The sequence below is a fragment of the Lamprocystis purpurea DSM 4197 genome (assembly GCF_000379525.1).
In the GTDB taxonomy this organism is placed as follows: Bacteria; Pseudomonadota; Gammaproteobacteria; order Chromatiales; family Chromatiaceae; genus Thiodictyon; species Thiodictyon purpureum.
Window position 1 is genome coordinate 1 of sequence record NZ_KB902496.1, and the last position, 12,638, is coordinate 12,638.

The following is a 12,638-nucleotide window of genomic DNA, read 5'->3' on the forward strand; positions in this document are numbered from 1 at the left end:
CGAACAAATGCGTTCGCTGGTTCAGCCCATCCCCGCGACCGGATAGCCCCTCACCGACTGCCACGTCCGGCCAGGCCGCTCGCGCGTCGCCTGCGGGCGCGGCTGTCCGCGGGACAGGGTTGTTGAGAATAATTCTCAAATGGGCGCCCCGGCGACCCGATTTCGCCGATGCTCGCCAGGAAATGCCTGTGCGTCAGCCCACCTGGCGCCGACCCCGGGTTCCGGCGCGTCCGCGAAAAACGCCGCAGCGCAAATGTCTCACTGACGCATCCGGTTTGCCGCCATGCCCGAATCTGGGGACAATGGTCGGCTAACCACGCTACCGAGAACACCCCCGATGTCCGACAAGGCCCCTTGGATCACCTACCGTCCTGAACTCAAGGTCCTCGACTGCACCATCCGCGACGGCGGTCTGGTCAATGCCCACCAGTTTTCCGACACCTTCGTCGGTGCCGTCTATCGCGCCTGCGTCGACGCCGGCCTGGATTACATGGAGATCGGCTACAAGAATTCGAAAAAAGTCTTCCCGAAAGACAAGTTCGGCCCCTGGCGGCACTGCGATGAGGCCGATATCCGGCGGGTCGTCGGCGACCATGACGCCGCCCGCACTGGGCTGAAGCTCGCCGCGATGGCCGACGCCGGCAAGAGTGACTGGCAGACGGATATCTGTCCCTGCGCGGACAGCCCGCTCGACGTGATCCGGGTCGCCTTCTACGCCCATCAGGTCTCGGAGGCGGTGGAAATGATCCACCACTGCCACGGGCTGGGCTACGAGACCACCGCCAACCTGATGGCCGTCTCCAATATCACCGAGGAGGAGATCGACACCGTCCTGGAGGCGATCGCCGAGACCCCGGCCAGCACCATGGTCATCGTCGACAGCTTCGGCTATCTCTATCGCGAGCAGATCGATCGGCTCTACAAGAAATACGCCGCGGCCATGGCGGGGAGCGGCAAGGAGATCGGCATCCATGCCCACAACAACCTGCAACTCGCCTTCGCCAACACGATCGAAGCGATCATCCTGGGCTGCAATCGGGTAGACTCGACGATCTACGGCTTCGGCCGCGGTGCCGGCAACTGTCATACCGAACTCTTGCTCGGCTTCCTGCGCAACCCCAAGTTCGATTTGCGGCCCATCGTCGACGTGATCCAGCATCATGTGGCACCCCTGCGCAAGGAACTGATCTGGGGGCCGTCGCTGCCCTTCAACCTCACCGGCCAGCTCAACCAGCACCCGCGCTCCGCCATCGAGTGGACCGAGGGCCCCAATCGGGATGACTTCCTGGCCTTCTACGACAAAGTCGTCTCGGAGATCTGAGTGCATCATCGCGCCCCATCCGGCAACCGGCCGCCGCTGAACCGCAACGTCGGGCGGCGCGGCCGCAACGACCCGGTCGACCTGCCGGCTCCCGTGGATGCGCCCGGCGAGCGCCTGCAAAAGGTACTGGCCGACCAGGGGCTGGGCTCACGCCGTGAGATCGAGGCCTGGATTCGCATCGGGCGGGTGCGGGTCAACGGTCAGGTCGCCACACTCGGCGACCGGGTCACGCCCCTGGATCGGGTGCGGGTGGATGGTCAGGAGATCCGCCGTCGTCCGCGGCGCGACGAGGACATGCAGATCATCGCCTACCACAAGCCGGAGGGCGAGATGGTCACCCGCCGCGATCCGGAGGGGCGTCCGACCGTCTTCCGGCATCTGCCGCGGCCGAAAACCGGGCGCTGGATCGCGGTCGGCCGGCTGGACATCAACACCTCCGGCTTGATTCTCTTCACCACCGACGGCGAACTGGCCAACCGGCTCATGCACCCGTCGCGGGAACTGGAGCGTGAGTATGCGGTGCGCATCCTGGGTCAGGTCCCGGACGGCACCCTGGACCGGCTGACCAGCGGCATTGCGCTCGAAGACGGCCCCGCGCATTTCGATGCGGTCAGCGCGCGCGGCGGCACCGGTGCCAACACCTGGTACCACGTGGTGCTGAAAGAAGGCCGCAACCGCGAGGTGCGCCGCCTGTGGGAGGCGGCCGATTGCCAGGTCAGCCGCCTGATCCGGGTCCGCTACGGCAACGTGGAATTAGGTCGGCGGCTCTTCCCCGGCAACTGGCGGCCGCTGCTCGACGACGAGCGCAAGCTGCTGCTGTCACTGGCCGGGATGGAGTCGGAGCCGCGCAAGCCGCGGCTGCGCAACGCCGCCGCGCGTGTTTGGCAGGGCGGGCGGTAGCGGAGCCGTCTGTCACGCTGAACCGAGTATACGCCGGGCTTGGCGTGACATCGCCTTCGTACCCAGGCATGGCCTTGTCGTAGGGGCGGGTTTCAAACCCGCCCCTACTCGCTGCTACAAGTACAGCAGGATCGCGAAATAATGGCTCACACTGCCGGCAAGGACAAAGAGGTGCCAGATCCCGTGACACCAGGGCCAGCGGTTATCCAGCGCGTAGAAGATCACCCCGACCGTATAAAACAGACCACCGGCCACCAGCCACCAGAAGCCGGCCGGGGGCAGGGCGGCGATGATGGGGCCTAGTGCGAACAGGATCAGCCAGCCCATCAGCAGATAGATGGCGACCGACAAGAGCCGCCCGCCGCCGCTGCGCAGGGTGTCGATCACCATCCCCGCGACGGCCAAACCCCAGACCGCGCCAAACAGCCACCAACCCGTTTTGCCCTTCAACGCGACCAGGGTAAAGGGGGTATAGGTCCCGGCGATCAGCAGATAGATCGCATGGTGGTCCATGACCTGGAAGAAGTCTTTCGCACGCCCGCGCAGACTGTGATAGAGCGTGGAGGAAAGATACAGCAGAAACAGTGTGGCCCCATACACGGAGAAGCTAACAATGCGGATCGCTTCGCCCTTCACGCCGGCCAGGGTGACCAGCACCGTGGCCCCGATCAGCGCCAGGACCGCGCCGACCAGATGGGAAATGCTGTTGAAGCGCTCGCCGCGGTACATGTTGGTTATGCCCTCTGCCGATCAGCCCGAACGACCGCGAAATTGTGCTTCGAGCCACTGACGCATGCGCTGTGAATCGCCCATCGGCGTGCGTTTGCCGGCTGAATCCAGGAACACCATGTCGAGCCGCCGCCCGCTGATCACCGCCCGCATCACCAGGCAATGGCCGGATTCGCTGACATAGCCGGTCTTGCTCAGTTCCACCCGCCAGTTCGGGTCCTGCACCAGCGGATTGGTATTGCGGTAGGCCAGGCGGTCGGCGTCGCCGTAGGGCTGCACTTCCATGGTCGCGCGGGTGGTGAGTTCCTGAATCAGCGGGTAACCGGCGGCGGCGCGGATCAGCTTCACCAGGTCTTCCGCCGTGGAGCGATTGCCGCCGTCCAGCCCGGTCGGGTCCGCGTAGCGCGTGTCGGCCATCCCGAGCGCGGCCGCCTTGCGGTTCATGGCGGCGACGAAGTCCGGCTTACCGCCGGGGAAGGTGGTCCGCCCCAGGGCGGAGGCCGCCCGATTGTCGGAGGACATCAGCGCCACCGCCAGGGTCTCCCAACGCTGCAGGGTGGCCGCCCGATCGATGCGCAGGCGCGAGCGGCTGTGGCGCAGTTGATCGCGATCGGATTCCAGGATGGTCAGCGGTTCATCCAGCGGTGCGCCGGAATCCAGCACCACCATGGCCGTCATCAGCTTGGTGATCGAGGCGATCGGCTTCTGATCATGGCTGTGTTTGGCATAGAGCGGCTGTCCGCTCTCATCCACCACCAGCACGGCCGCCGACTGGAGGTTCAGGTTGGGGGTGGTCTTGCGGGACGGGGCAGTGCCTGCCGCGCTGTTGCGCTCCGGGTCGGCCCCGAGGGCCACGCCCAGGGGGAGAGCGAGGGCGAGGGCGAGCAGGACGCGCGCGGTTCGGTGATTCACGCTCATCTGAGGATCCATAACTAAAGGTGTTGCGGCGAGTGCCGCGGAATCGGGGCCGCGTGATTTTCGGGTTGTCTGTTCCCCGCAAGCGCAATATGGTAGCCGGGTCGCGGCCGCAGGTTAAGCACCGATGCGGTTTTTGTTGCCGGAAACGCGATCCGCCGCCGACATGATGTTTCGGCAATCGCCTAACCGCGTTCCCGGATGCACGCTGAGGGCTGACCGCCGGCTGCCGATACTCCGACCGAACGCGTCCACCCACCTCTTGCCGCAACGAGCCCAAGTGACCCCCACCCACATCCGCCGTATCGGTGTCGACCCGGCGCAGCCACCTGCCGCCAACCCGCGCGAACTGCTGCATCAACTCTACCGCAGCCGTGGACAGGACGCATCCGGGACCGCGCTGGGCCTCGCGGATCTGGCGCCCTATGAGACGCTCGCGGGGCTGGAGCCCGCGGTCGCGCTGCTCGCCTCGACCCTGCGTTGCGGCGCGTCGATCCTGGTGGTGGGCGACTATGACGCCGACGGCGCCACCGGCAGTGCGCTGGCCGTGCTGGGTCTGCGCGCCCTGGGCGCCCGCGCCGTATCCTATCTGGTGCCGAGCCGCTTCGCCTACGGCTATGGTCTGAGCCCGCCGGTGGTCGAGGCCGCGGCGCCGCAATCTCCCGGCCTGCTGATCACCGTCGATAACGGCATTGCCAGTGTCGCCGGGGTGGAGCGGGCCAATCAGCTCGGCATCCCGGTGCTGATCACCGACCACCACCTGGCCGGGGCGCAGTTGCCCGCTGCAGCGGCCATCGTCAACCCTAATCAGCCCGGCTGTCCTTTCCCGAGCAAGCACCTGGCCGGGGTCGGCGTGGTCTTCTACGTGCTGGCCGCCCTGCGCGCCCACCTGCGCGCGGCGGGCTGGTTCACTGCCGACCGGCCGGAGCCGAACCTGGCCGAGTACCTGGATCTGGTCGCCCTGGGCACGGTGGCCGACGTGGTGACGCTCGACCGCAACAACCGCATCCTGGTGGAGCAGGGCCTGCGGCGTATCCGGGCCGGACGCTGCCGGCCGGGCATCCGCGCACTGCTCCAGGCGGCGGGGCGCGATCCGGCCCGGGCCACCGCGGCGGACCTGGGATTCTATGTCGGCCCACGGCTCAATGCTGCCGGCCGGCTCACCGAAATGAGTCTGGGGGTCGAATGCCTGCTGTGTGACGATCCGATCCGCGCCCTGGACCTGGCCGCGCAGCTCGATGCACTCAACCGCGAGCGCCGCGAGATCGAAGGGACCATGCGCGATCAGGCCGAGACGCTGGTCGAGCGCATCGTCCTGCGCGGTGACGATCTGCCGCCCGGTCTGTGTCTCTACGGCAAGGGCTGGCACGAGGGCGTGTCGGGGATCGTCGCCGCGCGCATCCGCGAGCGCTATCATCGCCCCGTCATCGCTTTCGCGGACGCCGCCGACGGCTTACTGCGCGGCTCGGCCCGCTCAGTGGAGGGGTTGAACATCCGCGACGCCATCGACCTGGTCGACCGGCGCCGCCCCGGACTGATCGCGCGCTTCGGCGGACACGCCATGGCTGCCGGGGTGACCCTGAAACCCGAATGCCTGAGCGACTTCCGGCTCGCTTTCCGCGACGCGGTGCGTGAGCAACTGGGCGAGGCCCCGCCGGTGCATGAGATTCGTTCGGACGGCGAACTGCCGCCGCGGCTGATGAACCTGGAGACCTGCGACGCCCTGCGCCTGGGCGGACCCTGGGGTAAGGGCTTCCCGGAACCCCTGTTCGACGGGGAGTTCGAGGTCATTGGCGCGCGGCTGGTCGGTGAACGGCACCTGAAGTTGCGGCTGAAACCCGAGCGGGGCCCGCTGCTGGAAGCCATCGGGTTCGGCCAAGGCGAACGCCTGGAACTGGCGCGCGGCCGGGTGCACCTGGCTTACCGCCTGGACGTCAATGAATACCGGGGTGAACGGACCCCCCAACTGATTCTGGAGCACCTGCAATCGACCACCTAGACGATACCATCGACCCTTTTGATGCCGAGGATGCGGAAGACGCCGAGGACACGGCCGATCCGATCCGCGGCGCCGGTCACCAAGTCCCCGCGGCGGGTGAGGACTGGGAGGAACGCCCGGAGGGTCCGAGCAAAAGCCAGTTCAAACGCGAGCATCAGGCGCTCCAAGCCCTGGCCGAGCGGATGACCAGGATGCCCCGCGCCCAATTGGAGCGGCTCAAGCTCAGCCCGGTCACCTGGCTCGCGCTCGACGAGACTGTGCGCATCAAGGACGTACGCGCCCTGGGGCGGCACTACAAGCGCATCGCCAACCTTCTGCAACGCGAGGACATGCACGCTGTTCACGCTCTGATGGACGAGACCGAGGCCCGCGAACGCGCGGCCGCCGCCGGCCACCATCGCCTGGAGCGCTGGCGCGAACGCCTGATCACCGAGGGCGACGCCGCCCTGAGCGACTTCCTTGACGACCACCCGGACACCGACCGTCAGCAATTGCGCACCCTGGTGCGCGCCGCCAAACGCGACACCGAGCGCGGCAAACCCGAGGCCCCGCGTAAGCTGTTCCGGTTCTTGCGCGATGCGGTGGACGCCGGGGCCGCTGAGGAAGACACGGCGGCCGATGAACCGGACTCGGAGCCTCGCTGACCCTTTCGGTCATGACCGCCGCATCACATCAACCGTCGAGGCTTTACCGTGAAAGTCGCGCAGCGACCCTGTGGGAGCGGCGTCCCGCCGCGACGGGGCCGGGCGCGAAGTTGCAGATCACCGCGGCACCGCATCGCGGCGGGACGCCGCTCCCACGGGGGACATTCATCTTCCGGGGTAGCTGATGTTCCTTCCATGGCCGTTAGCCGGTGGGCGACGATCACCAAGGCAGCAGCGGTCGCAGCGGTGCGAGCGCCAACCCGGCCACCAGCGCCAGCACGCAGCACACCAGAATCAGCCGCAGCGCGCGGCGCAGGTGGCCGCCATCCAGATCGGCCGGCCAGTCGGAGTCGCCGATCCAGTCACGTTCGACCCATTCACCGTGATAGCGCGCCGGTCCGACCAGGCGTACCCGCAGGGCGCCGGCACAGGCGGCCTCGCTCCAGCCGGAGTTGGGGCTCGGCAAGCGGGCGTGATAGCGCCAGGCGGCCTGGACAGCAAGGCGCGGGTCCAGCCGGAGCAGTGCGGCAGCCAGCGCGATCAAGGGAACCGAGAGGCGCGCCGGCAGCCAGTGCACCAGATCGTCTGAACGCGCCCCGGCCCAGCCGAAGCGGGCATAGCGCGCGTTTTTGTAGCCGACCATCGAATCCAGCGTCGACACCGCCTTGACCACAATCAGCCCCGGCAGCCCGAACAGACAGAGCGCCCACAGCGGGGTCAGCACCCCATCGGTCAGATTCTCCGCCAGACTCTCGATGGTGGCGCGCACCACGCCGTCGCGCTGGAGTTGATCCGTGTCACGGCCGACCAGCATCCCGAGCCGTCGGCGCGCGGTCGGCAGGTCGTCCAGCGCTTCCAGCACCCGCTGTCCATGAACCAACAGGTCACGCATACACAGCAGGCTATAGGCGATGAAGCAGTCCCAGGCCAGGGCCAGCCAGGGATGCCACCACGCAAGCCCCAGGCGGACACCCCACCAAACCAAGAGCGCCCCGCCGACTACCAGGACCCAGTGCAGCAGGCCGCCAAGTCGACCATCGAGTCCGACGGCAAAGAGCAGACGCTCCCCGGCAAGGCTCAAGGCACCCATCAACCGCACGGGGTGCAGGCGATAGACCGGGTCGCCGAACAGGGCGTCGAGCAGACAGGCGGTGAGGATGATTTCGAGGTGAGTGGCTAAGTTCATCGGTGGATCCTAGCGCGCGCGACGGTTGCGGCACCATGATGACTCCATGTCGCCGTCTTGGCTGGAGGTACCCGGTGGAAGCGCTGAAACTCAAGACACTCGATGACCTGCTGCTGTCGTCCGAGGAGCGGGTGGAACTGATCGGCGGGGAGATCGTGCGCCGGCCGATGACGCGGTTCGCCCATGGACAGACACAAATGCGTACCGCGCGCCGGCTCGGGCCCTTCGATCGCGATGGCGGCCCCGGCGGCGACTGGTGGTTCGCAACCGAAATCAGCGTCGCCTACGAGCCCCACGAGTGCCCGTCGCACGACCTGGCCGGCTGGCGCCGCGAACGCCTGCCGCACCCGCCCGCCGGTGTCATCGAACTGCCGCCGGACTGGGCCTGCGAGATCGTCTCCCCCGGCCACGAGCGCAAGGATACCCGCCACCTGCCGCAATTGCTCAAACGTCACCGGGTGCCCTGCTATTGGCTGATCTGGCCCGAGGACAGGACGCTGGTCGCCTATGCCCTGGACGGCGGGGACTGGCGCGAAATCGCGACCCTGAAGGATCAGGGCCGTGGCCGCATCCCGCCGTTCGATGCCATCGAACTCGATCTGGCCGATCTGCTGGCGGACGGCTAGCCGCTGCGGTCCAGCCCCTCAATGCCGGGCGGGCATCCTCCGCGACTTGCGGCCAGATCAGGTCCAGGAAGCGATCTTCGCTGCGCTTATAGAATCGCTGTAGACACTTCGGCGGCGTTCACAGGCGTATTCCCTCACGGCGGATGTTCCCGAGCAATCTTGGATTGGGGTAGACCTCCGGGTGAGACCACTCCAGATCCCAGACCGGCAGTGGCTGGATGCGGATTCCGGTCTCCAGCAGGACGTCATACGCGATATCCGCCAAGTCCAGTTTGGTGTCGAGAAAATCGCCTGGCTGGCCGCGCAGCAGGATCGCGACATCGGCGTCACTGTCCACACGACAATCGCCCCTGGCGCGGCTGCCAAACAGGTAGGCGCCGCTGACGGCGTAGCGTGTCGCAACCTGCGCCAGAATAAAGACGCAGGGCCAGCGTCGTATCCGGGTCGAGGGTGCGCGGCGATTCTGTGTTCACGATTCCAGCTTACCGCAATTTGCCAAACTCTACTCCCTGACCGCGACACCTGCTACCCTCCCAGCACCGTACGCGACTGACTGGACGTGAATGAACCTCGACGAACTCCTGAGCACCCTCGAATCGCCCATCTTGGTGCGCCCGACGCGCCGGATGACCCAGGGAGAGCTTGAATCCTATCTCGACAAGGCGGCCGATATCCTGCGCGGCAATGCCGACCACTCCGAATTTCGCGGCTACGTCTTCGCGCTGCTCTTCTACAAACGCATCAATGACTGCTTCGATGAGGAGGTCCGCACCCAGGCCGCGACCCTGACCGGCGCCGGGGTCCCGCGGGAACAGGCGCTGGTGCTGGCGCGCGACCCGCAGAACCACCACTTCATCGTGCCCGAGTCGGCGGCCTGGGGCAAGGTCGCGCGCTCCGTCAAGGGTATACTCGGGCTCGCGCTCAACAACGCCATGCTCGCCATCGAACGCGCCAATGCCCACCGCGAGAACAACTTCGACGGCATCCTCACCGGCAAGATCGACTTCAACCGGCACGACGAACTACCGCGCGACAAGCTGGTCAACCTGATCAACCACTTCGGCAGCCAGACCTTCGACCGCGCCCATGTCTCCGACGACCTGTTCGGCAACGCCTACGAGTATCTGATCCGCAACTTCGCCAGCCGCGCCGGCAAGTCCAGCGGCGAGTTCTACACCCCGGCCGAGGTCGGTTTTCTCATGGCCGAGGTGCTGCAACCCAAGGCCGGCATGTCCATCTGCGACTGGGCCAGCGGCTCCGGCGGCCTGCTCTTGCAGTGCATCCGCCACGTCAAGAAACATGGCGGCGACCTGCGCCAACTGCGTCTGCACGGCCAGGAATCCAACGGCACCACCTACAACATCTCCCGCATCAACATGATCCTGCACGGCATCCCAGTGTGGGAGCACAAGCAGGGCGACAGCCTGCGCGACCCGCGCCACTTGACCGCGGAACACCGCGTCAAACAGTTCGACCGCGTCATCATGAATCCGCCCTTCTCGCTGGAGGACTGGGGCTACGACACCGTCGCCGCCGGCGACAAGTTCGGACGGTTGTCGTTCGGCATGCCGCCCGCGAGTAACGGCGACTGGGCCTGGTTGCAACAGATCGTCAAGTCGCTCAAGGACGCCGACCCGGATACCGGCGAGGGCGGTCAGGGCATGGTCGTGATGTCCCAGGGCGTGCTCTTCCGCGGCCAGCCCGAGCAGACCGAGGCCGAGGACGGCCAGAACCAGAAAGCCGATGCCGAATATCTGATCCGCCGCGGCTTCATCGAGGCCGACCTGATCGAGGCCATCGTCGTCCTGCCGAGCAAGCTCTTCTACGGCAACGGCGTGCCGGGCAGCCTCATCCTGCTCAACAAGGCCAAACCCGCCGAGCGCCGGGGCAAGGTCCTGATGATCTGGGCCTCGCGTCACTTCCAGAAGGGCAACCCGCAGAACCTGTTGCGGCCCTCCGATCTGATGCGCATCCTCGTGCCCTGGCGCGCCTTCGGCGATCTGGAGCAGGCGCGACTCCTGATCGACAAGCAGGAGGCCCAACTGATCCTGGAGGAAGAGACCAAACGCGACGCCCGCCTCACCGACATCGAGGACGCCTTCGGCCCGGTGCTGGAGCCGCTCCCGAGGCTCACGGCCGAACTGGCCACACTGGATGCACTGGACCTGAAGCTTCAGGCAGTCAAGGATGCCATCACCCCCGAGCACCCCTGGTTCGGCCCACTGGCCCCGCTCAAGGCCGAGGTCGAGCGCATCGAAGGCCAGATCGACGCCGCCGATCGGGGCGACAAGGCCACACTCAAGGCGCGGCTGGTCATGCCCAAGGCCCGATTCGATGGCGCCCGCAAGCGTCTGATCGCGGCGATCAAGGCGCGGCACAAACAGGTCGCCAAGGCAGTCAAGGAAATCGGCAAGCTCCAGGAGGAGCGCGACACCCGCGAGCAGGAGGTCCGACTCGCCGCCGAGCGTGAGATCACGCACCTGCGCGAGACCGCCACGGACTTGCGGCGTATCTGCGCGAATGCGGACGAGGCGCGGCGCTATTTCGCGGTGGTCGAGCGGGAGGAGATCGAGGAGAACGAGTTCAATCTCAATCTGCCGAGGTATGTCGATACCTTTGAAGTGGAGAGGCTGCTGCCTCTGACAGAAGCGACAACGCAACTGGCGACGGCCGCCGCAGCAGCTCAAGCGGCACAGAACGCCTTACAATCGCTGCTTGCCGACATCGGTACGGCCGCTGCCATCGCGAGTGAAGGGTGATGCTTACCCACCGATACAAGACAATCCTGGGTGATATTCCCGATGACTGGCAGGCCAAGCCGATCAGAGAACTCATTGCCGAGCAGTTTGCCGGTGACTGGGGCGATGACGATGGCGAAATCGCGGTCCCGGTAATACGGTCAACTAATTTTACCAATAACGGCAATCTCGACATGAGCAATGTCGCCACGCGTTATTTCCCAAAGCAGAAGGCGGACCAGTCTGGGCTCAAATGCGGGGATTTGTTGGTCGAGCGCTCGGGAGGAGGGCCAGACCAGCCAGTTGGACGGATTGGCTTCATTACCAACGACATGCCGGGCGCAATGGTATCGAACTTCGTTCAGGTGTTGCGACCAGATCCGAAAAAGGTGGCCCCTGCGTTTCTCGGCTGGGTCCTCTTTGAGTTGCAGCGTACCGGAATCATCGAGCGGGTGCAGCAGCAGTCCACGCAGATGCGTAACCTCAACTGGCGCGAGTATCAGCGGCTCTTATTGCCGTCGCCGGACCAGAATGAGCAAAGTCCAATCGTCGGCGCTATAAAGCTGGCAGACAACGCCATCTCAACGGCAAGGGTCGCACTAGATGCAACACGGGACTTGAAAAGGTCGCTGATGACAGAGGTTTTCACCAGAGGCATTCGGAGCAAGGTTAGAAAGACTCAAGAAACGAAGCTTGGCTTGATTCCCATTGACTGGACAACTGCGGAACTGCGCTCAATTTGGAAGAGTTCGACCAACGGGATTTATGTGCCGGAAAACCAATATGGTAGCGGTATCCCCATCATCCGAATTGACACATTCAGTGACGGCTTTTTCGACACAAGAGAATTCAAACGTATCCGGGTCGATAAGGCAGATGTAACAGCCTTTTCACTGGAGGCCGGAGATCTTCTGGTCAACCGCGTGAACAGCATCCCCTTTCTTGGTAAAGTCGTCTACGTCGATCGCATGGATGAATTCTGTGTGTTTGAGTCGAACATGATGCGCCTTCGCTTCGGTACAGCCGAGATTGCCCAATACCTCTCGCTCTACTTGTCTGTGCCCTCCGTGAAAAAGAGGATCTGGGCAATGGGACGCCCGGCAGTCGCACAACTGAGCATCAACCAGCGCGATATCGGGAAATTCTTGATAGCCCTGCCGGGTCCCGAAGAACGCAGAGAGATTCTTGACGTGATGTTTGCGGCAAGGACAGCAGAGATTAAGGCGGCCGAAAAGCTTGCTGCGCTTTACGAGGTCAAGAAGTCGCTCCTACACAACCTGCTCACCGGCAAGATCCGCATCCCCGCTGATGCCCCATTACCCGATCGAGGTGCCGCATGAACGCCTATAAGACCTACGTCCAGATCGATGCGACCGGCCGGCTGGTCCTGGAGGGGCTGCCGTTTCGCCAGGGCGCGCTGCTGGAGGTGCTAATCATCGATCAGAGCCGACCGCCACAGGAGCGGGCGGAGGAATGGAGTGCCTTGATGCGTCACGTGCAGTCACTCCCGCAGGCCCAGACCATCACGGACGAGGACATCGCGGCCGAGATCGACGCCTGCCGGAGTGGTCAGTGAGGGT

13 protein-coding genes are annotated in these 12,638 nt (G+C 65.2%); 8 read left to right on the plus strand and 5 right to left on the minus strand.

The genetic code is table 11. From position 1 onward, the window contains the following. Window positions 1-337: 337 nt before the first annotated feature. A complete protein-coding gene (locus A39O_RS0113565; protein ID WP_020505206.1) occupies window positions 338-1,321 on the plus strand; it encodes an aldolase catalytic domain-containing protein in 984 nt (327 codons plus the stop codon). Beyond that, entirely contained in the window at window positions 1,322-2,221 is a 900-nt protein-coding gene (gene rluB, locus A39O_RS0113570) for a 23S rRNA pseudouridine(2605) synthase RluB (protein WP_020505207.1), read from the plus strand. Window positions 2,222-2,335: 114 nt separating this feature from the next. Here the strand turns inward: rluB and trhA are convergent, their stop codons facing one another. Then, on the minus strand, window positions 2,336-2,950 hold the full coding sequence (gene trhA, locus A39O_RS0113575; RefSeq protein ID WP_020505208.1) for a PAQR family membrane homeostasis protein TrhA: 615 nt from the start codon (window positions 2,948-2,950) through the stop codon (window positions 2,336-2,338). Between the two features lie 21 nt (window positions 2,951-2,971). Continuing rightward, a complete protein-coding gene (locus tag A39O_RS0113580) occupies window positions 2,972-3,868 on the minus strand; it encodes a serine hydrolase (protein WP_245561892.1) in 897 nt (298 codons plus the stop codon). Between the two features lie 277 nt (window positions 3,869-4,145). Here A39O_RS0113580 and recJ point away from each other — a divergent pair, with 277 nt between their 5' ends. Then, on the plus strand, window positions 4,146-5,864 hold the full coding sequence (gene recJ / locus A39O_RS0113585) for a single-stranded-DNA-specific exonuclease RecJ (protein WP_020505210.1): 1,719 nt from the start codon (window positions 4,146-4,148) through the stop codon (window positions 5,862-5,864). On the opposite strand, the gene A39O_RS43370 is transcribed toward recJ, so the two are convergent. Continuing rightward, a complete protein-coding gene (locus tag A39O_RS43370; RefSeq protein ID WP_322786450.1) occupies window positions 5,861-6,019 on the minus strand; it encodes a hypothetical protein in 159 nt (52 codons plus the stop codon). The genes recJ and A39O_RS43370 overlap by 4 nt on opposite strands. Window positions 6,020-6,046: 27 nt before the next feature. On the opposite strand from A39O_RS43370, the gene yjgA reads away from it, so the two are divergent. Beyond that, a complete protein-coding gene (gene yjgA, locus A39O_RS33410) occupies window positions 6,047-6,508 on the plus strand; it encodes a ribosome biogenesis factor YjgA (RefSeq protein ID WP_322786451.1) in 462 nt (153 codons plus the stop codon). A 220-nt stretch (window positions 6,509-6,728) separates the two neighbouring features. Here yjgA and cbiB read toward each other — a convergent pair whose 3' ends face one another. Beyond that, a complete protein-coding gene (gene cbiB / locus A39O_RS0113600; RefSeq protein ID WP_020505213.1) occupies window positions 6,729-7,694 on the minus strand; it encodes an adenosylcobinamide-phosphate synthase CbiB in 966 nt (321 codons plus the stop codon). 74 nt (window positions 7,695-7,768) lie between these two features. On the opposite strand from cbiB, the gene A39O_RS0113605 reads away from it, so the two are divergent. Continuing rightward, complete coding sequence (locus tag A39O_RS0113605; protein ID WP_020505214.1) at window positions 7,769-8,320, plus strand: Uma2 family endonuclease; 552 nt, start codon at window positions 7,769-7,771, stop codon at window positions 8,318-8,320. 118 nt (window positions 8,321-8,438) lie between these two features. On the opposite strand, the gene A39O_RS33415 is transcribed toward A39O_RS0113605, so the two are convergent. After that, window positions 8,439-8,759 carry a nucleotidyltransferase domain-containing protein gene (locus A39O_RS33415; RefSeq protein ID WP_407635637.1) on the minus strand — a complete coding sequence of 107 codons (321 nt, stop codon included), beginning with the start codon at window positions 8,757-8,759 and terminating at the stop codon, window positions 8,439-8,441. 124 nt (window positions 8,760-8,883) lie between these two features. On the opposite strand from A39O_RS33415, the gene A39O_RS0113615 reads away from it, so the two are divergent. From A39O_RS0113615 to A39O_RS0113625, 3 genes are read left to right on the plus strand one after another with little or no spacing between them, the layout of a single operon-like run. Continuing rightward, the gene (locus tag A39O_RS0113615; RefSeq protein ID WP_020505216.1) at window positions 8,884-11,079 is read left to right on the plus strand and encodes a type I restriction-modification system subunit M; all 2,196 of its coding nucleotides are present in this window, start codon (window positions 8,884-8,886) and stop codon (window positions 11,077-11,079) included. Next, window positions 11,076-12,398: a restriction endonuclease subunit S gene (locus tag A39O_RS0113620; protein ID WP_157640074.1), complete on the plus strand. Its 1,323-nt coding sequence runs from the start codon at window positions 11,076-11,078 to the stop codon at window positions 12,396-12,398. Before A39O_RS0113615 ends, A39O_RS0113620 begins: the two co-directional genes overlap by 4 nt. After that, a complete protein-coding gene (locus A39O_RS0113625) occupies window positions 12,395-12,634 on the plus strand; it encodes a hypothetical protein (RefSeq protein WP_020505218.1) in 240 nt (79 codons plus the stop codon). The genes A39O_RS0113620 and A39O_RS0113625 overlap by 4 nt, the downstream gene beginning before the upstream one ends. Window positions 12,635-12,638: the final 4 nt, after the last annotated feature.

What these genes read in the sequence shown, in the direction of transcription:
- cbiB (WP_020505213.1), bottom strand. Translation starts at nt 7,694, where the DNA reads ATGAACTTAGCCACTCACCTCGAAATCATCCTCACCGCCTGTCTGCTC.
- yjgA (WP_322786451.1), top strand. Translation starts at nt 6,047, where the DNA reads ATGACCAGGATGCCCCGCGCCCAATTGGAGCGGCTCAAGCTCAGCCCG.
- A39O_RS43370 (WP_322786450.1), bottom strand. Translation starts at nt 6,019, where the DNA reads ATGCTCGCGTTTGAACTGGCTTTTGCTCGGACCCTCCGGGCGTTCCTC.
- A39O_RS0113615 (WP_020505216.1), top strand. Translation starts at nt 8,884, where the DNA reads ATGAACCTCGACGAACTCCTGAGCACCCTCGAATCGCCCATCTTGGTG.
- A39O_RS0113625 (WP_020505218.1), top strand. Translation starts at nt 12,395, where the DNA reads ATGAACGCCTATAAGACCTACGTCCAGATCGATGCGACCGGCCGGCTG.
- A39O_RS0113580 (WP_245561892.1), bottom strand. Translation starts at nt 3,868, where the DNA reads ATGAGCGTGAATCACCGAACCGCGCGCGTCCTGCTCGCCCTCGCCCTC.
- trhA (WP_020505208.1), bottom strand. Translation starts at nt 2,950, where the DNA reads ATGTACCGCGGCGAGCGCTTCAACAGCATTTCCCATCTGGTCGGCGCG.
- A39O_RS0113565 (WP_020505206.1), top strand. Translation starts at nt 338, where the DNA reads ATGTCCGACAAGGCCCCTTGGATCACCTACCGTCCTGAACTCAAGGTC.